The sequence below is a fragment of the Ensifer sp. Root278 genome, from assembly GCF_001429285.1.
Lineage (GTDB): Bacteria > Pseudomonadota > Alphaproteobacteria > Rhizobiales > Rhizobiaceae > Ensifer.
The window spans coordinates 23,803-42,170 of the sequence record NZ_LMJJ01000034.1; the positions used below are offsets into that span (position 1 = coordinate 23,803).

General features: G+C 62.6%; 20 protein-coding genes. 10 read left to right on the forward strand and 10 right to left on the reverse strand.

Features of this window, described 5'->3' with window-relative positions; genetic code table 11:
• Positions 1–26: 26 nt before the first annotated feature.
• The 4 genes from ASE60_RS19860 to gatB all read right to left on the reverse strand — a co-directional run bounded on the left by ASE60_RS19860 (position 27) and on the right by gatB (position 3,122).
• Positions 27–422, reverse strand: a complete 396-nt coding sequence (locus tag ASE60_RS19860; protein WP_057252270.1) for an NADH:ubiquinone oxidoreductase subunit NDUFA12 — start codon at positions 420–422, stop codon at positions 27–29.
• Between the two features lie 108 nt (positions 423–530).
• Positions 531–1,001 carry a GNAT family N-acetyltransferase gene (locus tag ASE60_RS19865; protein ID WP_093232281.1) on the reverse strand — a complete coding sequence of 157 codons (471 nt, stop codon included), beginning with the start codon at positions 999–1,001 and terminating at the stop codon, positions 531–533.
• A 114-nt stretch (positions 1,002–1,115) separates the two neighbouring features.
• Positions 1,116–1,616 carry a GNAT family N-acetyltransferase gene (locus ASE60_RS19870; RefSeq protein ID WP_057252271.1) on the reverse strand — a complete coding sequence of 167 codons (501 nt, stop codon included), beginning with the start codon at positions 1,614–1,616 and terminating at the stop codon, positions 1,116–1,118.
• 3 nt (positions 1,617–1,619) lie between these two features.
• A complete protein-coding gene (gene gatB, locus ASE60_RS19875) occupies positions 1,620–3,122 on the reverse strand; it encodes an Asp-tRNA(Asn)/Glu-tRNA(Gln) amidotransferase subunit GatB (protein ID WP_057252865.1) in 1,503 nt (500 codons plus the stop codon).
• Between the two features lie 158 nt (positions 3,123–3,280).
• Between gatB and ASE60_RS19880 the strand changes: the two genes are divergently transcribed.
• Together ASE60_RS19880 and ASE60_RS19885 are read left to right on the forward strand one after the other, a co-directional pair.
• A complete protein-coding gene (locus tag ASE60_RS19880; protein WP_057252272.1) occupies positions 3,281–3,589 on the forward strand; it encodes a DUF1294 domain-containing protein in 309 nt (102 codons plus the stop codon).
• A 179-nt stretch (positions 3,590–3,768) separates the two neighbouring features.
• Positions 3,769–4,023: a YjhX family toxin gene (locus tag ASE60_RS19885; protein WP_057252273.1), complete on the forward strand. Its 255-nt coding sequence runs from the start codon at positions 3,769–3,771 to the stop codon at positions 4,021–4,023.
• A gap of 241 nt (positions 4,024–4,264) precedes the next feature.
• Here ASE60_RS19885 and ASE60_RS33970 read toward each other — a convergent pair whose 3' ends face one another.
• From ASE60_RS33970 to ASE60_RS19905, 4 genes are all read right to left on the reverse strand, one after another.
• Positions 4,265–4,663: a GNAT family N-acetyltransferase gene (locus ASE60_RS33970; RefSeq protein ID WP_244495674.1), complete on the reverse strand. Its 399-nt coding sequence runs from the start codon at positions 4,661–4,663 to the stop codon at positions 4,265–4,267.
• 82 nt (positions 4,664–4,745) lie between these two features.
• Positions 4,746–6,227: an Asp-tRNA(Asn)/Glu-tRNA(Gln) amidotransferase subunit GatA gene (gene gatA / locus ASE60_RS19895; RefSeq protein WP_057252275.1), complete on the reverse strand. Its 1,482-nt coding sequence runs from the start codon at positions 6,225–6,227 to the stop codon at positions 4,746–4,748.
• Positions 6,228–6,278: 51 nt separating this feature from the next.
• Positions 6,279–6,566: an Asp-tRNA(Asn)/Glu-tRNA(Gln) amidotransferase subunit GatC gene (gatC, locus tag ASE60_RS19900; RefSeq protein WP_057252276.1), complete on the reverse strand. Its 288-nt coding sequence runs from the start codon at positions 6,564–6,566 to the stop codon at positions 6,279–6,281.
• A 109-nt stretch (positions 6,567–6,675) separates the two neighbouring features.
• Positions 6,676–7,380 (reverse strand): metal-dependent hydrolase, encoded by a 705-nt coding sequence (locus tag ASE60_RS19905; RefSeq protein WP_057252277.1) that lies wholly within the window; start codon positions 7,378–7,380, stop codon positions 6,676–6,678.
• Positions 7,381–7,461: 81 nt separating this feature from the next.
• Here ASE60_RS19905 and ruvX point away from each other — a divergent pair, with 81 nt between their 5' ends.
• Entirely contained in the window at positions 7,462–7,947 is a 486-nt protein-coding gene (gene ruvX, locus ASE60_RS19910; protein ID WP_057252278.1) for a Holliday junction resolvase RuvX, read from the forward strand.
• Here ruvX and ASE60_RS19915 read toward each other — a convergent pair.
• Positions 7,893–8,234, reverse strand: coding sequence for a DUF6105 family protein (locus ASE60_RS19915; protein WP_057252279.1), 342 nt, complete (start codon positions 8,232–8,234; stop codon positions 7,893–7,895). The two genes, ruvX and ASE60_RS19915, sit on opposite strands and share 55 nt — an antisense overlap.
• 126 nt (positions 8,235–8,360) lie before the next feature.
• On the opposite strand from ASE60_RS19915, the gene ASE60_RS34725 reads away from it, so the two are divergent.
• Complete coding sequence (locus tag ASE60_RS34725) at positions 8,361–8,576, forward strand: hypothetical protein (RefSeq protein ID WP_156414687.1); 216 nt, start codon at positions 8,361–8,363, stop codon at positions 8,574–8,576.
• A 31-nt stretch (positions 8,577–8,607) separates the two neighbouring features.
• Positions 8,608–9,543, forward strand: a complete 936-nt coding sequence (locus ASE60_RS19920) for an AEC family transporter (RefSeq protein ID WP_057252280.1) — start codon at positions 8,608–8,610, stop codon at positions 9,541–9,543.
• Positions 9,544–9,638: 95 nt separating this feature from the next.
• Here the strand turns inward: ASE60_RS19920 and ASE60_RS19925 are convergent, their stop codons facing one another.
• Positions 9,639–11,291, reverse strand: coding sequence for an acyl-CoA dehydrogenase family protein (locus ASE60_RS19925; protein WP_057252281.1), 1,653 nt, complete (start codon positions 11,289–11,291; stop codon positions 9,639–9,641).
• A gap of 157 nt (positions 11,292–11,448) precedes the next feature.
• On the opposite strand from ASE60_RS19925, the gene ASE60_RS19930 reads away from it, so the two are divergent.
• The 5 genes from ASE60_RS19930 to topA all read left to right on the forward strand — a co-directional run bounded on the left by ASE60_RS19930 (position 11,449) and on the right by topA (position 18,367).
• Positions 11,449–12,390 (forward strand): aspartate carbamoyltransferase catalytic subunit, encoded by a 942-nt coding sequence (locus ASE60_RS19930; RefSeq protein ID WP_057252282.1) that lies wholly within the window; start codon positions 11,449–11,451, stop codon positions 12,388–12,390.
• Positions 12,387–13,679, forward strand: a complete 1,293-nt coding sequence (locus ASE60_RS19935) for a dihydroorotase (protein WP_057252283.1) — start codon at positions 12,387–12,389, stop codon at positions 13,677–13,679. The genes ASE60_RS19930 and ASE60_RS19935 overlap by 4 nt, the downstream gene beginning before the upstream one ends.
• A 30-nt stretch (positions 13,680–13,709) precedes the next feature.
• Positions 13,710–14,321, forward strand: coding sequence for a glycerol-3-phosphate 1-O-acyltransferase PlsY (gene plsY / locus ASE60_RS19940; RefSeq protein ID WP_057252284.1), 612 nt, complete (start codon positions 13,710–13,712; stop codon positions 14,319–14,321).
• Complete coding sequence (dprA, locus tag ASE60_RS19945) at positions 14,321–15,469, forward strand: DNA-processing protein DprA (RefSeq protein WP_057252285.1); 1,149 nt, start codon at positions 14,321–14,323, stop codon at positions 15,467–15,469. The genes plsY and dprA overlap by 1 nt, the downstream gene beginning before the upstream one ends.
• 231 nt (positions 15,470–15,700) lie before the next feature.
• Entirely contained in the window at positions 15,701–18,367 is a 2,667-nt protein-coding gene (gene topA / locus ASE60_RS19950) for a type I DNA topoisomerase (protein WP_057252867.1), read from the forward strand.
• The last annotated feature ends 1 nt before the right edge of the window (position 18,368 follow it).

Sequence of the window (18,368 nt, forward strand, 5' to 3'; positions counted from 1 at the left end):
CGTCGTCGTCTCTGAGAACAGATTATTCAGGAGCCAGGCGTCCAGGCGTCGTAGTCGCCGGTCACGCGCGGACGCTTGCCGGTGGCTGCAATCGAGCCCTGCGGGCGGTAGGCGCTGGCCGTACCGGTCGGGTTCGCGCGATGCGGCTTCTGCCATTCGCGCGGCGTGTATTTCTCATCGGCCGGCGAGACGTCGGTTCGGTGATGCATCCAGCCGTGCCAGCCGGCCGGAATGGCGGAGGCTTCGGCATAGCCATTGTAGATCACCCAGCGGCGGGTGCGGCCTTCTGAGTCCTTGCCGCCCTGATAGTAGACATTGCCGAGTTCGTCTTGACCGACCCGTTGACCATGGCGCCAGGTGTGAAAGCGCGTTCCGATCGTCTGTTCGTTCCACCAGGTGAAAATCTGCAGCAGGAGCTTCATGGATGCCGTCCTTAACCGGCCGTTGGGAAGGCGGCCAGATACCAAAACTATGTTCCCGCTTATGCCCCGCCGCTCATGGCTTGTCCAGTGATTCCGAGGCAAAGGCCGTCATTTCAACGGCATGAGGAAGCCGAAGTGACTGCGCGTGAAGCCGAGCCGCTCGTAGAAACGGTGCGCGTCGGTGCGCACAGCATTGGACGTCAGCCGGACCTTCTTCGCTCCTCGGTCGCGAGCCTCGGCGATCGCGTGGCGCATCATGCGTTCGCCGATCCCACGGCCACGCATATCCTCGCGCGTCTGAACCGCTTCGACGATCAGGCTCGAGCTGCCGCGACCGGAAAGCGACGTATGCAGCGCCGTCTGAAAGGTACCGACGATCTCCCGGGCAAGAACCGCGACAAAGAGTGTCTGCAGCGACGAGGCTTCGATTTGTTCGAAGGCGGCGACGTAGTCTCCGAAGGCTTCCGGAGCGGTCGTATCGCCATGACCACCGAGCTGATCATCGGCAAAGAGTGCCACGATGGCGGACAGATCTTCGCGCTCGGCCTTGCGGATCAAGAGTTCGGCTATCGCGTCCATGGTTCCCTCGGCTCGCTTCGTTCATCGACGGCGGACCAAGCACTGCAGTGCAAAGGTTTCATGACAGAGCCGCCCCCGATGAAGTTATCCACAGGGAGCTGCCAGGACTTGCACTTAGCCGAGAAGCCGCTTTTCCAGGATGATCGCCGGCAGACCGGATTGCTCGTCACCATGGTTGGCCGTCTCACCGACCTCGGCGAAGCCATGCGTTCGATAGAAGGCAAGCGCGTGCAGGTTCTGCGGCTCGACTTCGACGCGCATGCGCTCGGCATCCGGGAAGCAGGTTTCGAGCTCGGCGAAGATGTCGCGGCCGATGCCCTGCCGCTGGAACTTCGGCAGCACATAGAGCTGATGCAGCACGGCAGTCTTGGCTTGCGTGTCGGACATGGCCGCAAAACCCATGCCGCCGATCTGGCGACCGTCATCTGCGACCAGGAACTCGGCGTTCTTGCGCGCGACCCGCGCTTTCAGCGCCGGCAGCGAATGCCAGCGCTCCGTCAGTTCGTTGACCTTCTCGACGCCGTAGAAGGTGTCGTAGGTCGCATGCCACGTCTCGACCAGCAGGGCGCGAACCTTTTCGAGATCACGCTCGCTGGCCGTCCGCACGAAGAACATCGCTTATTCCTCGATGCCGAGCTTGGCCTTCACGAGGGCCTGCACGGCCTGCGGGTTGGCCTTGCCGCCCGTCGCCTTCATCACCTGACCGACGAACCAGCCGGCAAGCGAGGGCTTGGCCTGGACCTTGGCGACCTGGTCCGGGTTGGCGGCGATGATCTCGTCCACTGCCTTTTCGATGGCGCCGGTGTCCGTCACCTGCTTCATGCCGCGGGCTTCGACGATCTCGGCCGGGTCGCCACCTTCGTTCCAGATGATCTCGAAGAGGTCCTTCGCGATCTTGCCCGAGATGGTCTCGGCCTTGATGAGATCGATGATGCCGCCGAGCTGAGCCGGGGAAACGGGAGTCTCTTCAATGGCTTTGCCGGCTTTGTTCAAGGCGCCGAGCAGGTCGTTGATGACCCAGTTCGCGGCGATCTTGCCATCGCGTCCTTCGGCTACAGCCTCGAAGTAGTCCGCGATCGACTTTTCGGAAACGAGCACCGAGGCATCGTAGACCGAAAGGCCGAGGTCTCGAACGAACCGGTCCTTCTTGTCGTCGGGCAATTCCGGCAGATCGGCCTTCAACGCTTCAACGAAAGCATCGTCGAACTCCAGCGGCAACAGGTCCGGGTCCGGGAAGTAACGGTAGTCGTGCGCGTCTTCCTTGGAGCGCATCGAACGGGTCTCGCCCTTGTTCGGATCGAACAGGCGGGTTTCCTGATCGATAGAGCCACCATCTTCGAGGATGCCGATCTGGCGGCGCGCCTCGTACTCGATTGCCTGGCCGATGAAGCGGATTGAGTTGACGTTCTTGATCTCGCAACGGGTGCCGAAGCCCTCGCCCGGACGGCGCACGGAAACGTTGACGTCGGCGCGCATGGAACCTTCGTCCATGTTGCCGTCGCAGGTGCCGAGGTAGCGCACGATCGAGCGCAGCTTCGTCATATAGGCTTTGGCCTCATCCGACGAACGCATGTCCGGCTTGGAGACGATCTCCATCAGCGCCACGCCCGAACGGTTGAGGTCGACATAGGACATGGACGGATGCTGGTCGTGCATCGACTTGCCGGCATCCTGCTCGAGATGCAGCCGCTCGATGCCGACCTCGACGTCCTCGAACTGGCCCTGGCGATCAGGGCCGATCGAAATCATGATCTTGCCCTCGCCGACGATCGGATCCTTGAACTGGGAGATCTGATAGCCCTGCGGCAGGTCCGGATAGAAATAGTTCTTGCGGTCGAAGATCGAGCGCTTGTTGATTGCGGCCTTGAGGCCGAGACCGGTGCGCACCGCCTGCTTCACGCATTCCTCGTTGATGACGGGCAGCATGCCGGGCATGGCGGCGTCGACCAGCGAAACGTTGGCATTCGGCGCATTGCCGAACTCCGTCGAGGCACCCGAGAACAGCTTCGAATTGGAAAGCACCTGGGCATGGACTTCCATGCCGATGATGACTTCCCAGTCGCCGGTGGCGCCGGGGATGAAGCGTTTCGGATCGGGGGTGCGGACGTCGACAATGCTCATATCATGCTCTTCTTTGAAGCCTGAATTCTTGGTTTCTCGGTAGAACAATTGGTCCGCCGGTGCAAGTTGTTCGGCAGCATGCGGCCGCATCTCCGGACAGCCGTGCGTTGGGAGCGCCGCTTAACCATCGTTTAGCACCCTTGCGCCAAGATTTGCCGATGTCCACCGCCACCGCACTCGCCTTGTACGCAGCCTACATCAACATCTTAAGCTTCGGGCTGTTCTGGTTTGACAAACGGGCGGCGCGCGCGGGCCGTTGGCGCATCAGCGAACAGACGCTGTTGACGATTGCTTTTCTCGGCGGAAGTCCGGGGGCGATGGCTGCCCGGCACATATTTCGCCACAAGACACGCAAGGAACCATTCAGAACCCGGCTGGCGCTCATCATCGTCTTTCAGGTGGCAGTCGTGGCGTTCGGCACCCTGGCGTTGCAGGGGCATCTTGACGCGCTCGCGAACGTCTTTTAGGAAAGCACCGTCTTTCTGGAGTTTTGATGTTCTCGTATTCGCCTGAGTCCCGGTAAGGGCCCGTCCCCGCAATCTTCCTTTGATTGCGCGCACGGGCCGGAAACGTCACCCCGCTTTCCCAGTGATTTGCGGAACGTTTTCCTGCGTTCTTCCGAACGCTTTTCCGGAACATTCAGACAATGGACATCTCGCGCGCAGAACAGCGCATTCTTCATCATTTGGCCCAGGGCGGCCGCATCGAAATCATCCGCGAAAGCAAGGCGATCACCGAGATCCGCTGCTTCACCCGTGACGGCTGGGTCTACCCCGGCTTCGACCTGGAGCTCTTCCGCAAACTGAAGCGCAAGAAGGCGATATCGTCTTCCGGCGGAAATCCCTATCGCATCACGGAACGCGGTTTGCAGCTCGTGCGCTCCGAATTCAACAACCGCTGAGCGGCTGAAACGGCGATAACGGACATCGAACGATGTCCGGTATCGCCGGCGCTTCACGCAAGGTGAAGCGACGAGAAGCCTCACCTTGCATCAATACCGGAAGCTGCGCATTTCCGGGTGGCAGCCGTGCACGGATATGCGCAGGGTCGGCGGTTCTAGTCTTGCTCGGTGAGGACTTTGCTCAGACCGATAAACTCGACATCACTGTCGAGTTGCGGGGCGTAGGCGGTGGAAAGCCAACTCACGCCGTAGCCGCGGTTGCGGAAAAGGTCACGGCTCGGTCGTTGCGCGCATGGGTCTTGGTGGTGGCGACATCGAACCCGTCCGCAACGATGCAACGCTCGATCTCGCCGAGGAGCAAAGCACCGAGCCCCCTGCCCTGGACTGCCGGCTCGATCCACAGGTCGGATATCGCGTTGTCGAAGTCCTCTCGCGCCACCCAACCGCGAATGCCGCCTTCGGCTTCGATCAGCAAAACAGACAACCAGTGATCGGAAAGAAAACGGAAAAACGAGGCTTCTGCCACACGCCGCATTATCTCACCATCGGCAAGACCGGCAATGGCGGATTGCCAAGCGGCGAGACCGATCGCCGTCAGCCGGTCGACATCGCCGGCGCGGGCATGACGGATGGCGGGCATGACGCGGGCTCCTTCCGCGACAAGAGTGACTGATCGCCTTCAGAAACAGTGGCGGCGCCTGTCCGGCACCGCCATCAAAGCCTTACCACCACTTGGTGGGCGTGAAGCGACCGGCGGCCTGTTCGATGATATGCGCCGTCTTGAACAGCGTCTCTTCCTCAAACGGCTTGCCGATCAGTTGGAGGCCAAGCGGCAGACCCTTGTGGTCGAGGCCGCCGGGAACGGCAATGCCGGGAAGACCAGCCATGTTGACCGTTACCGTGAAGATGTCGTTCAGGTACATCTTGACCGGATCGGACGCCAGGTCCTCGTCGGCGATACCGAAGGCGGAGGACGGTGTAGCGGGCGTCAGGATGGCATCGACGCCGGCGTGGAAGGCCAGTTCGAAGTCGCGCTTGATCAGCGTACGGACCTTCTGCGCCTGCAGATAATAGGCGTCGTAATAACCGGCCGAAAGCACGTAGGTGCCGATCATGATGCGGCGCTTGACCTCCTGGCCGAAACCGGCGGCGCGGGTCTTCTCGTACATGTCGACGATGTCCTTGCCGTCGACGCGCAGGCCGTAGCGCACGCCGTCATAGCGGGCGAGGTTCGAGGAAGCCTCGGCCGGAGCGACGATGTAATAGGCCGGCAGCGCATACTTCGTGTGCGGCAGGGTGATGTCGACGATCTCGGCGCCGGCGTCCTTCAGCCAGGCGATGCCCTGCTGCCAGAGCGCCTCGATCTCTTCCGGCATGCCGTCGACGCGGTATTCCCGGGGAATGCCGATCTTCATGCCCTTGACCGACTTGCCGATCGAAGCTTCGTAATCCGGCACCGGCAGATCGACCGAGGTCGTATCCTTGGTGTCGACGCTTGCCATCGACTTCAAGAGGATCGCAGCATCGCGCACGTCACGGGCGATCGGGCCGGCCTGATCGAGCGACGAGGCGAAGGCGACGACGCCCCAGCGCGAGCAGCGGCCATAGGTCGGCTTGATGCCGACGGTGCCGGTAAAGGCGGCCGGCTGGCGGATGGAACCGCCGGTATCGGTCGCCGTGGCACCGGCGCAGAGATGCGCAGCGACGGCTGCAGCCGAACCGCCGGACGAGCCGCCCGGAACGAGGTCGAGATTGGAGCCCTTGGCGCGCCACGGGTTCTTCACGGCACCGTAGTAGGAGGTCTCGTTCGACGAGCCCATGGCGAATTCGTCCATGTTCAGCTTGCCGAGCATGACGGCGCCGTCGTTCCAGAGGTTCTGGGTCACGGTCGATTCGTAGCGCGGCGCGAAACCGTCGAGGATATGGCTGCAGGCCTGTGTGTGCACGCCTTCGGTGCCGAAGAGATCCTTGATGCCGAGCGGGATGCCTTCAAGCGCACCGGCCTTGCCGGCGGCGATACGCGCGTCCGAGGCTTTCGCCATCTCGCGCGCCTTGTCCGGCGTTACGGCGATGTAGGCATTGATCGCCTCATTGGCGGCATCGATCGCGCCGATGTAGGCATCCGTCAGTTCGACGGCGGTGATTTCCTTGGCGGCGAGTTTCGCGCGGGCTTCGGCAATCGTGAGGCTGATAAGGTCGGTCATGATGAAATCGGGCTTTCGCAATCGGGAACGTCGGGGCGGCAGGGGGTCTGGTTATTCGACCACCTTCGGAACGAGGAAGAAATTGCGATCGGAATTCGGTGCATTGGCAACGATATCGTCGGCCTTGTTGCCGTCCGACACGATGTCCGTCCGCTTCTTCATCTCCATCGGCGTGACCGAGGTCATCGGCTCGACGCCATCGACATTAACTTCGGAGAGCTGTTCGACAAAACCGAGGATGCCATTGAGCTCGCCCATCATCCGCTCGGCTTCCTCTTCGCTGACGGCGATACGGGCAAGGCGCGCAACGCGCTTCACGGTGGCAAGGTCTACGGACATGATCGTCTCCGGTAACTGGAACTTCCCCCGCTATAATGGCGCACGGCGAGCCACGCAACGGGGGAATTGCCGGAGTACCGGACCTCTCGTCAAAAGGCCCGGCGCAACATCAGACCTCGACGACGACGCCGACGTAAGGTGTCTCCACCTTGGTGGATGCACTTTCCATGCCGGCAACGAAGGTCGCGGGGGTCTGGTCGATGATCGGGAACGAGCCGTAATGGCAGGGGATCGCCGTCGAGAACTTGAAAAAGCGCTGGCAGGCGAGTGCCGCCACCGCGCCGCCCATGGTGAATCGGTCGCCGATCGGCACGATGCCGATTTCCGGCTGGTGCAATTCGTTGATCAGCGCCATGTCGGAAAAGATGTCCGTGTCACCCATGTGGTAGAGCGTCGGCTCGTCCTCGAAATGCAGCACCAGGCCATTGGCATTGCCGAGCGAATGGGAAACGCCGTCCTCGGTGAGCTGCGCCGAGGAATGGAGCGCGTTGACGAAGGTCGTTGAAAACGCGCCGAGGTTGATGGTGCCGCCGGTATTTCCCATTTCGAGCGCCTTGACGCCATGCCGCCCGAGCCAGGCGGCGAGATCGGCATTGGCGACCACGGTCGCACCGGTCTCCTTGGCGATCGCAATCGTATCGCCGACATGGTCGCCATGACCATGGGTCAGGAGGATGTGGGTGAGCCCGGCGGTCGCGTCCCTGCGATCCTCGTCCCGGAAGGCGGGATTGCCGGTGAAGAAGGGGTCGATGAGGATTTTGGACTTTGCCGTTTCGATGTGAAAGGCGGCATGACCGAGCCATTTGATCTTCATGACGATCTCCCTGATGATTTGCGTGTCGGAACAGCATATGGAACAGACAGCCCTCCGCGCAAAGATCGAATCGACACCGACATGGCAATTCTCACCATCGAAGAGCTGGCATCCCAGCTTCAACAGAACCAGGCGATCGCCGGGCTCGACCTCGGCACCAAGACGATCGGCCTTTCGGTCTCCGATCTCGGCCGCAGGTTCGCAACACCCCGAGAGGTGATCCGCCGGATCAAGTTCGGGGTGGACGCGGAAGCGCTGCTGTCAGTGGCAGGAAAAGAAAAGATCGCAGCCTTCGTCATCGGCCTGCCCGTCAACATGGACGGCAGCGAGGGACCGCGTTGTCAGGCGACCCGCGCCTTCGTGCGCAACATGGAGCAAAAGACGCCGCTGCCTTTCATCTTCTGGGATGAAAGGCTTTCGACCGTTGCGGCCGAGCGTGTGCTGATCGAAATGGATGTGTCGCGACGGAAGCGGGCCGAACGCATCGATTCGGCCGCCGCCTCCTTCATTCTTCAGGGCGCGCTCGACAGGCTGGCTTCGCTCGCGAGGGACGGCCTTTCGGACTGAGCTACGCCGGCACCGAAACGACGGCGATACCAGGCTGCGATCTCACGGCGCTTGCGAAAGCCGATAATGGCAAAAACCACAAAACTATCGAAGACGATCGCACGCGCGACGAGGGGCGGGATCGTCTCTGGCGGAATGCCGAGGACATGGCCGTAGACCTGGAACACGAGATCATGGGTCTGCCGCGTCAGCATGAAGAAGCCGAAGCTCATGTCGTAGTAGGAGAGACCATACCACGACGTGAGGAACATGACCGGGCAGGCCCAAAGGATCAGAAACCACTTCATGCGGCTCCCCTTTCCGAGATGCGGCGGTAGACTAGCGGATATATGGCGCGGTCTGCCAGCAACAAGGCAAGCAGGACCATCGTTGGGACCGCAATATCCAGCGCCAGTCCGGCGAAAAACATCATCATGATGATCAAAAGACCAGTTCTCACCGAACCGCTCCACTCCGGATCTGTTGAAATTCCTGGTCAATTTCGCGCCTACAGGCAAGGCGTGCAACGTAAACCATTTGTTAAGGTTAATTTTCACAAGCTAGGTTTTCTTGCGCTCACGCTTGCGGTTGCGCCCGATCATTCACCACAAAGCTGCAAGCCCATTCCGGTCTCTGCAAAATTCGGGTAGCGGTATCCCTCCCCCTCGCAGGTCCTCCTCCATGACCGTCGTCTTTGAAAGCATCCTTCCGATCTTCCTGCTGGTTCTGCTCGGCGTCTGGCTCAAACGCTCGACATTCGTCGACCAGAGCCTTTGGCTCGGGCTCGAGCAGTTCGGCTACTTCATCCTGTTCCCTGCCCTGCTGTTCTCGACGCTTGCCCAGGCAGACTTTGCCGGGTTGAAAGCCGACGCGACGGCCATCGCGACGATCGGCAGCGTCAGCCTGATGTCGGCCTTCGTGCTGCTCCTCTGGCCAGTGCTGCGAGACCGGCACGTGTCCGGCGCCTCGTTCACCTCAGTCTTCCAGACCGCAACACGCTGGAACGGCTTCATGGCGCTGGCGATCGCGCAAAAACTCTATGGACCGATCGGCCTGACGCTGACCGCGCTGGTGATGACGCTCGTGATCATCCCCATCAATCTCTACAATGTCGGCGTGCTGGTCTGGTTCGGCGGGGGCAATCGTGACTTCAGGCGCTTCTTCGCAAAGATCGCCACCAATCCGCTGATCGTCGCCTCGGTGCTCGGCATTCTCGTCAACCTGGTCGGACTTAAGATCTACGGCCCCGTGATGACCACGATCGAGATGCTGGCAAGCGCCTCGCTCAGCCTCGGGCTGGTGATGGTCGGGGCAGGTTTGCGCGCTTCCGATGCGCTGAAGCCGAGCGCGACGGCGCTGCTCGCGGTCTTCCTCAAGTTGATCGTCATGCCGGTCTTCATGGTGAGCGCGAGCTATCTGCTCGGCATTCGGGGGGACGCCCTGCTGGTCATCGCGCTTGGCGCGGCCGTGCCGACGGCGATGAACGGCTATCTGCTGGCCAAGCAGATGGATGGCGACGCCGAACTCTATGCGGCGGTCGCAACCGTGCAAACGGTCGTCTCGTTCTTCACGATACCACTCGTCCTTTACCTGACGACCTACGTCGCAGGGATCTGACGACGTACATGGCAGCGGACTGACGACGTACGTCGCAGCGGCTGACGGCATACGCCGCCGGGACCTGACGACGTACGTCGCAGGGGGCCGACGGCCTACGCCGCAGGGGGATAGAGAAGATCGAGGATGTAGGCGGAATCGAAGCGCGAATCGAGCATGCCGTAGGTCGAGCGCCATCCGGCAGCCAGTCGCGATTCGAGGAAAGCGTCGGCGATGCGGCCGGCACCGAGACGATAGAGTTCGGCGGCGGCGGCGGCGAGCGCCAATTGCTCGACCAGCATGCGCGCAGCACCCTCGTCCCGTTCGCAGAGCGACATGGCGGCGCGCAACACGTCGATCGTCTTGCGGCCGGCTGGTCCGAGATCGCGCGCCAAAACGACGAAGAGCTGCTCGAAGAGGTCCTTGCCCTTGGCGAGTACGCGCAGCACGTCCAGCGCCATGACGTTGCCGGACCCTTCCCAGATAGCGTTGACAGGTGCTTCGCGGTAATGGCGCGCCAGCGCGCGCTCTTCCACATAGCCGTTGCCGCCAAGGCACTCCATCGCCTCGTAAATCAGTGCCGGGGCGATCTTGCAGGCCCAGTACTTGGCAACAGGCGTCATGATCCGCGCATAGGCCGCGTCTTCAGGGCTGTTGCGGGCCTTGTCGAACGCTTCAGCCAGACGGAACGAAAGGGCGCTTGCCGCCGCCACATCGAGCGCCATGTCGGCAAGCACGCGCGTCATCATCGGCTGGCTCACGAGCGGCTTGCCGAAGACCTTGCGGCCGCGGGTGTGGTGCACGGCTTCGGCAAGCGAGGCACGCATCATGCCTGCGGATGCCAACGCGCAGTCGAGGCGCGTCAGCGTGACCATGTCGAGGATCGTCCGGATGCCGGCGTCCGGAGCGCCGAGGATGAAACCGAACGTGTCGGAGAACTCGACCTCCGACGAAGCGTTGGAGCGGTTGCCGAGCTTGTCCTTCAACCGCTGGAAGCGCAGGCCGTTGGCGCTGCCGTCTTCCAGAAGACGCGGCACGAGGAAACAGGCAAGGCCCTCGCGGGTCTGCGCCAGCATGACGAAGGCGTCGCTCATCGGTGCCGACATGAACCACTTGTGGCCATTCAACCGATAGATGCCCTCGCCTACACGCTCGGCCGTCGAGGTATTGGCGCGGACATCGGTACCGCCCTGCTTCTCGGTCATGCCCATACCGACGGTGACGGCCGACTTCTGCATCCAGGGACGGTTCGTCGAGTCGTATTTGCGTGACAGGATCTTCGGCGCCCATTCCTTCTGCACCGCCGGAGACGCGGTGATCGCGGCAAGCGACGCGCTCGTCATCGTCAGCGGGCAGAGATGGCCGCATTCCAGCTGCGCCGTCAGATAGAAGCGGATGGCGCGTGTCTTGTGCGACTGGTTGCGCTCGTCGGCCAGGTTTTCCCAGGCCGACGCATGCAGGCCCGACGACATTGAGCGGCGCATCAGCGCATGCCAGGCCGGGTGGAACTCGACGACATCGAGACGCTCGCCGCGCGGGCCATGCGTCTTCAGCTTCGGCGGACCTTCATTCGCCATACGCGCCAGTTCCTGCGCTTCGGGCGAGGTGACGTAACGGCCGAGCACATCGAATTCGTCGCGCAGCGTCTTGCTCATCGACGAGGTGATGTCCACCACGAGCGGATCGGAGCGATAGGCGTTGACACCGGACCAGGGCTTGGGCTGGTTCAGCTCGGCGAGTTTCTGTTCAGTCCGGTTCATCTGATTCATGGGCCGGTTCTAGCGCAAGTTTCTCGACCACGGAACGGGGCGCGAAAAAGATAGGATGGCCGTTGCAAGTTTTCTGCGGACGATGACGCCCAAGCCTTGCCGTACCGGGGGCCAAGTCTTATAGAGCGACCACATTTCCAGAGCGCAAGGGCGGCCCATGATCACTTTCCCGCATCGCCACCTGCTCGGCATCAAGGGGCTCACGGAGCAGGATATAACCTATCTGCTCGATCGCGCCGATGAAGCCGTCCAAATCTCCCGTCAAAGAGAGAAAAAGACCTCCACGCTGCGGGGGCTGACGCAGATCAACCTCTTCTTCGAGGCTTCGACCCGCACGCAATCGTCCTTCGAGCTCGCCGGAAAGCGGCTTGGCGCCGACGTCATGAACATGTCGGTCGGCAACTCCTCGGTGAAAAAGGGCGAAACGCTGATCGATACGGCGATGACGCTGAACGCCATGCACCCGGACGTGCTGGTGGTGCGCCATTCCTCGGCGGGTGCTGCCGCACTCCTGGCGCAGAAGGTCTCCTGCTCCGTCGTCAATGCCGGCGACGGTCAGCACGAGCACCCAACCCAGGCCCTGCTCGACGCGCTGACGATCCGCCGCGCCAAGGGTAAGCTCTCGCGCATCATCGTGGCGATCTGCGGCGACGTGCTGCACTCGCGCGTGGCGCGCTCCAACATCCTGCTCCTGAACCAGATGGGCGCCCGCGTGCGCGTCGTCGCTCCGGCGACGTTGCTTCCCTCGGGGATCGCCGAAATGGGCGTCGAGGTCTATCACTCGATGGCCGAGGGCCTGAAGGATGCGGATGTCGTCATGATGCTGCGCCTCCAGCGCGAGCGCATGGCCGGCTCTTTCGTGCCTTCGGTGCGCGAATACTTCCACTACTACGGACTCGATGCGCAGAAGCTGAAGGCGGCCAAGGACGATGCGCTCGTCATGCACCCCGGGCCGATGAACCGCGGCGTCGAGATCGCCTCGGAAATCGCCGACGGCCCGCAGAGCGTGATCGAACAGCAGGTCGAGATGGGCGTTGCCGTACGCATGGCGGTGATGGAAACGCTGCTTCTCTCGCAGAACCAGGGGCCGCGCCTATGACCAGACCACTCGTTCTGAAGAACCTCCGCATCGTCGATCCCTCGCGCAGCCTTGACGAGGTCGGCACTGTCATCGTCGGAAACGACGGCCGCATCCTGGCCGCCGGCGCGGATGCACAGAACCAGGGCGCGCCCGATGGCGCCTTCGTCAAGGACTGCGATGGCCTGACCGCCGTTCCCGGCCTCGTCGATGCCCGCGTGTTCGTCGGCGAACCGGGCAGCGAACATCGCGAAACCTTCGAATCCGCGTCGCGCGCAGCAGCGGTCGGTGGCGTCACCACCTTCATTGCGATGCCCGACACGGATCCTGTGATCGACGATATCGCGCTGGTCGAGTACGTAAAGAAGACGGCGCGCGACAAGGCCCTCGTCAATGTCCATCCTGCCGCGGCCCTGACCAAGGGACTGGCCGGGGAAGAGATGACCGAATTCGGCCTGCTGCGCGAAGCCGGCGCCGTCTGCTTCACCAATGGCCGACGGTCGATCCACGACACGCTGGTTCTGCGCCGCGCCATGACCTATGCGCGCGAATTCGGCGCCGTCATCTCTCTTGAGACCCGCGACAAGTATCTCGGCGCCAACGGCGTCATGCACGAAGGCCTGCTCGCAAGCTGGCTCGGCCTTGCCGGGATCCCGCGCGAATCGGAGATCATCCCGCTCGAGCGCGACCTGCGCATCGCCGGCCTGACGAAGGCCGCCTACCACGCCGCCCAAATCTCGGTTCCCGAATCGGCTGAGGCCATTCGTGCAGCACGCCAGCGCGGCGCCAACGTCACCTGCGGCATCTCGATCAACAATCTGGCGCTCAACGAAAACGACATCGGCGAGTACCGCACCTTCTTCAAGCTTTCGCCGCCCCTTCGCAGCGAAGACGACCGGGTGGCCATGGCCGAGGCGCTGGCCGACGGCACGATCGACATCATCGTCTCCTCGCATGACCCGCAGGACGTCGACACCAAACGCCTGCCGTTTGCCGACGCTGCCGACGGTGCGATCGGCCTTGAAACGCTGGCAGCGGCCGCTCTTCGGCTGTACCACAGCGGCCAGGTTCCATTGATGCGCCTGATCGATGCCATGTCGACCCGCCCGGCGGCGATCTTCGGTCTTAACGCCGGCACGCTGAGGCCGGGCGCCAAGGCCGATATCGCGGTCCTCGACCTCGACGAGCCGTGGGTGCTCTACAAGGAAGCCATCGTCTCGCGCTCCAAGAACACGCCGTTTGAAAATGCACGCTTTACCGGCCGGGTTGTGCAAACCTATGTTGCCGGCAAGCTTGTGCATTCCGCATAAGCCCAAAGCGGTCGCGCGGGAGGGGAACCGGTGGATCTATTTTCCTGGCAGCTTGGGCTGCCCTTGACGTTGTTGAGCCTGGGCTTCGGTTATCTGCTCGGCTCGATCCCATTCGGACTGATCCTGACCCGCATGGCCGGGCTGGGCGACGTCAGAAAGATCGGCTCGGGCAACATCGGCGCGACCAATGTGCTGAGAACCGGCAACAGGAAACTTGCGGCAGCAACATTGCTTCTGGATGCCCTGAAGGGCACCGCCGCGGCCTTCATCGCCTCCTACTGGGGCGTGGAAGCGGGGATCGCCGCCGGCTTCGCCGCCTTCATCGGCCACCTCTATCCGGTCTGGCTCGGCTTCAAGGGCGGCAAGGGTGTTGCCACCTATATCGGCGTCCTGCTCGGCCTCGTTCCCGCCATGGTGCTTGCCTTTGCGGTGATCTGGCTCGCCATGGCGAAAATCAGCCGTTACTCCTCATTGTCCGCCCTGGTTGCAACGGCTATCATTCCGGTACTACTTTACGCGGTAGGGAACGAAAAGGTCGCCCTGCTCTTCGCGGCAATGACCATCATTAGCTGGGTGAAGCATCGCGCCAATATTCAACGGCTGATCGCCGGCACGGAAAGCAAGATCGGGGACAAGGGATAATGTCTGAGGACAGCGCAGGACGAACCGGAGTGGCGCTGACTGAACGACAGAAAATATCCTGGCTGCGGCTGATCCGCAGCGACAATGTCGGCCCCATCGCCTTCAGGGACCTGATCAACCACTTCGGCACCGCGGAAAACGCGCTCGACGCGCTTCCAGAACTATCCCGGCGCGGAGGGACCAAACAGGCCTATCGCGTGGCAACGGTAAGCGAGGCCGAACGGGAACTGGAAGCGGCGCGACGCTGCGGCGCGGTCTTTGTCGGCATCGGCGAGCCAGGTTATCCTTCAGCGCTTCGGCAGATCGACGGCGCTCCCCCTCTCCTCGCGATGAAGGGCGATCTCAAAGCAGCAACCCGCCCGTCGCTCGGCATTGTCGGCTCGCGCAACGCGTCGGCCAGCGGCGCCAAGTTCGCGGCGATGATTGCCCGCGATGCCGGTCGCGCCGGCTATGTCGTCACCTCGGGTCTCGCGCGCGGCATCGATACCGCCGCCCATCGCGCAAGCCTCGAAACCGGCACGATCGCCGCGCTTGCCGGCGGCTTGGATCGGCCCTACCCGCCCGAAAACATCGGCTTGCTGGATGAGATCACCGCTGGCCGGGGTCTGGCGATCAGCGAAATGCCCTTTGGCTGGGAGCCACGTGCACGCGATTTCCCGCGGCGCAACCGGCTGATTGCCGGCGTCAGCCTCGGCGTGACCGTCGTCGAGGCGGCCAATCGCTCCGGCTCGTTGATCACCGCGCGTTATGCCGCCGATTTCGGCCGGCTGGTCTTTGCCGTTCCGGGATCCCCACTCGATCCCCGGTGCCATGGCACGAACGACCTTTTGAAGCAGGGCGCGATCGTCACGACGTCATCGGACGATGTCCTTGAAGCATTGGCGCCGCTCAGCCAGTTCGAGCTACGCTTGCCAAGTGTCAGGGAACCGGAGGGGCATGCGCAACCGAGCACCCCTGCCGCGACCAATGACAGCGACCGTGCGGCCATCATCAATGCGCTTGGTCCGACGCCGGTCGAAACCGACGACATCGTCAGGCACACCGGGCTTTCGCCGGCACAGGTCTACCTTCTTCTCCTAGAGCTCGATCTCGCTGGGCGGCTCGATCGCCACGCCGGAGGACTCGTGTCTCTCACGGCAAGCGAATGAGCACCGGCGATGGCGACCCCGCGGCCGTGAGGAAGCGAGCAGGCACCCATTCCAGATTGCAGATGCGATGCAATCTTGCATGAGTTGCATCACCTCCTCTCATCGTTATTTTGGGTGAACCCTCTTGACCCCGCACGAATCCCTGTCCATTTCGGGGCATCGATACCAGGCGACACACGGCGCTGACAGCGCTGACGCCCGAACCAGAACCGGTTGTCTCAGAAAATGACGATGAATGTTGTAGTGGTGGAGTCGCCTTCCAAGGCAAAGACGATCAACAAGTACCTCGGGCCTAACTACAAGGTGCTGGCTTCGTTTGGCCATGTGCGCGATCTGCCGGCGAAGGACGGTTCGGTCCGTCCGGATGAAGACTTCGAAATGTCCTGGGAGGTCGATGGCGCCTCGGCCAAGCGCATGAAGGACATTGCCGACGCGGTAAAGTCCGCTGACGGCCTCATTCTCGCAACCGACCCGGATCGCGAAGGCGAAGCCATTTCCTGGCACGTGCTCGACCTCTTGAAGAAAAAGAAGGTGCTCGGCGACAAGCCGGTGAAGCGCGTCGCCTTCAACGCCATCACCAAGAAGGCCGTGCTCGAGGCGATCGCCCATCCGCGCGACATCGACATCTCGCTGGTCGACGCCTATCTGGCGCGCCGCGCGCTCGACTATCTCGTCGGCTTCAACCTGTCGCCGGTCCTCTGGCGCAAGCTTCCGGGCGCCCGCTCGGCCGGCCGTGTGCAGTCCGTCACGCTGCGCCTTGTCTGCGATCGCGAGTCCGAGATCGAGCGCTTCATCTCCGAGGAATACTGGAACATCTCCGCGCTGCTGAAGACCCCGCGCGGCGACGAGTTCGAGGCCCGCCTCGTCTCGGCCGATGGCAAGCGCCTCGCGCCAAGGGCTGTCGGCAACGGCGAAGAGGCCAACCGGCTGAAGACCCTGCTCGATGGCGCCGCCTATGTCGTCGACAGCATCGAGGCAAAGCCGGTCAAGCGTAACCCGTCGCCGCCTTTCACCACCTCAACACTGCAGCAGGCCGCCTCCTCCAAACTCGGCTTCTCCGCATCGCGCACCATGCAGGTCGCGCAGAAGCTCTATGAAGGCGTCGACATCGGCGGCGAGACGGTCGGTCTGATCACCTATATGCGTACCGACGGCGTGCAGATGGCGCCGGAAGCGGTCGAGGCCTCGCGCAAGGCGATTGCCAGCCAGTTCGGCGACCGCTACCTGCCGGAAAAGCCGCGTTTCTATTCGACCAAGGCGAAGAACGCCCAGGAAGCGCACGAAGCCATCCGCCCGACCGACTTCAATCGGACGCCGGACCAGGTCCGCCGCTTCCTCGACGGTGACATGCTGCGCCTCTACGATCTGGTCTGGAAGCGTGGCATCGCGAGCCAGATGGCATCGGCCGAGATCGAGCGCACCACGGCAGAAATCACTGCCGACAACGGCGGCCAGAAGGCGGGCCTGCGCGCCACCGGCTCGGTCATCCGCTTCGACGGCTTCATCGCCGCCTATACGGATGCCAAGGAAGACAGCGAGCAGACGGATGATGGCGAGGAGGATGGCCGCCTGCCGGAAATCAACGCGCGCGAAAACCTCGCCAAGCAGAAGATCAACGCCTCGCAGCACTTCACCGAGCCGCCCCCGCGCTACTCGGAAGCGAGCCTGATCAAGAAGATGGAAGAGCTCGGCATCGGCCGGCCGTCGACCTATGCCGCGACGGTCACGACCCTGCTCGACCGCGACTACATCACCAACGACAAGCGCAAGCTCATACCCCAGGCCAAGGGGCGGTTGGTGACGGCGTTTCTGGAAAGCTTCTTCACGCGCTATGTCGGCTACGACTTCACGGCGTCGCTCGAAGAAAAGCTCGACCAGGTCTCGGCCGGTGAGGTCAACTGGAAGGATGTACTTCGCGACTTCTGGAAGGATTTCTTCGCACAGATCGAGGAAACAAAGGAGCTGCGCGTCACCAACGTGCTCGATGCGCTGAACGAGGAACTGGCGCCGCTGGTCTTCCCGAAGCGCGAAGACGGCGGTGATCCACGCATCTGCCAGGTCTGCGGCACCGGCAAGCTGTCGCTGAAGCTTGGCAAATATGGCGCCTTCGTCGGCTGCTCGAACTATCCGGAGTGCAACTTCACCCGCCAGCTTTCCTCCGAAAGCAACGGCGACCAGGAAGCGGCGGTCTCCAATGAACCGCAGGCGCTCGGCAAGGATCCGCATACCGGCGAGGAAATCACCCTGCGCAGCGGCCGTTTCGGCCCCTATGTCCAGCGCGGCGACGGCAAGGAAGCGAAGCGCTCGAGCCTGCCGAAGGGCTGGACGCCATCGACGATCGACCATGAGAAGGCGGTCGCGCTGCTGTCGCTGCCGCGCGATATCGGCGCGCACCCCGAAAGCGGCAAGATGATCTCGACCGGCCTTGGCCGCTACGGACCGTTCGTGCTGCACGACGGCACCTATGCCAATCTCGAATCGATCGAAGACGTCTTCTCGATCGGCCTCAATCGCGCCGTGTCGGTTCTCGCCGACAAGCAGTCGAAGGCCGGTGCCGGGCGTGGCCGCACCGCCGCCGCCTCGCTCAAGGAACTTGGCGACCACCCGGACGGCGGCTCCATCACCGTTCGTGACGGTCGCTATGGCCCCTATGTAAACTGGGGCAAGGTCAACGCGACGCTGCCGAAGGGCAAGGATCCGCAGTCGGTGACGGTCGAGGAGGCACTCGTGCTGATTTCGGAGCGTGCCGCCAAGGGTGGAACTACCAAGGGCAAGCCCGTGAAGGCCAAGACGACCAAGGCGGCGGCAAAGTCCGAGGACGGCGCAACCAAGTCGACCAAGGCCAAGGCACCTGCCAAGAGCAAAACGAAGACGGCCGCCAAGGCCAAGAAGGGCTGAT

Coding starts and splice junctions, on each gene's coding strand:
- ASE60_RS19880 (WP_057252272.1), top strand. CDS start 3,281: ATGTCCACCGCCACCGCACTCGCCTTGTACGCAGCCTACATCAACATC.
- ASE60_RS19930 (WP_057252282.1), top strand. CDS start 11,449: ATGATCACTTTCCCGCATCGCCACCTGCTCGGCATCAAGGGGCTCACG.
- ASE60_RS19905 (WP_057252277.1), bottom strand. CDS start 7,380: ATGAAGATCAAATGGCTCGGTCATGCCGCCTTTCACATCGAAACGGCA.
- topA (WP_057252867.1), top strand. CDS start 15,701: ATGAATGTTGTAGTGGTGGAGTCGCCTTCCAAGGCAAAGACGATCAAC.
- ASE60_RS19870 (WP_057252271.1), bottom strand. CDS start 1,616: ATGTTCTTCGTGCGGACGGCCAGCGAGCGTGATCTCGAAAAGGTTCGC.
- gatA (WP_057252275.1), bottom strand. CDS start 6,227: ATGACCGACCTTATCAGCCTCACGATTGCCGAAGCCCGCGCGAAACTC.
- ASE60_RS19885 (WP_057252273.1), top strand. CDS start 3,769: ATGGACATCTCGCGCGCAGAACAGCGCATTCTTCATCATTTGGCCCAG.
- dprA (WP_057252285.1), top strand. CDS start 14,321: ATGTCTGAGGACAGCGCAGGACGAACCGGAGTGGCGCTGACTGAACGA.
- ASE60_RS19935 (WP_057252283.1), top strand. CDS start 12,387: ATGACCAGACCACTCGTTCTGAAGAACCTCCGCATCGTCGATCCCTCG.
- ASE60_RS19925 (WP_057252281.1), bottom strand. CDS start 11,291: ATGAATCAGATGAACCGGACTGAACAGAAACTCGCCGAGCTGAACCAG.
- ASE60_RS19860 (WP_057252270.1), bottom strand. CDS start 422: ATGAAGCTCCTGCTGCAGATTTTCACCTGGTGGAACGAACAGACGATC.
- gatB (WP_057252865.1), bottom strand. CDS start 3,122: ATGAGCATTGTCGACGTCCGCACCCCCGATCCGAAACGCTTCATCCCC.
- ASE60_RS33970 (WP_244495674.1), bottom strand. CDS start 4,663: ATGCCCGCCATCCGTCATGCCCGCGCCGGCGATGTCGACCGGCTGACG.
- ASE60_RS19915 (WP_057252279.1), bottom strand. CDS start 8,234: ATGAAGTGGTTTCTGATCCTTTGGGCCTGCCCGGTCATGTTCCTCACG.
- ASE60_RS34725 (WP_156414687.1), top strand. CDS start 8,361: ATGATGATCAAAAGACCAGTTCTCACCGAACCGCTCCACTCCGGATCT.
- ASE60_RS19920 (WP_057252280.1), top strand. CDS start 8,608: ATGACCGTCGTCTTTGAAAGCATCCTTCCGATCTTCCTGCTGGTTCTG.
- gatC (WP_057252276.1), bottom strand. CDS start 6,566: ATGTCCGTAGACCTTGCCACCGTGAAGCGCGTTGCGCGCCTTGCCCGT.
- ruvX (WP_057252278.1), top strand. CDS start 7,462: ATGGCAATTCTCACCATCGAAGAGCTGGCATCCCAGCTTCAACAGAAC.
- ASE60_RS19865 (WP_093232281.1), bottom strand. CDS start 1,001: ATGGACGCGATAGCCGAACTCTTGATCCGCAAGGCCGAGCGCGAAGAT.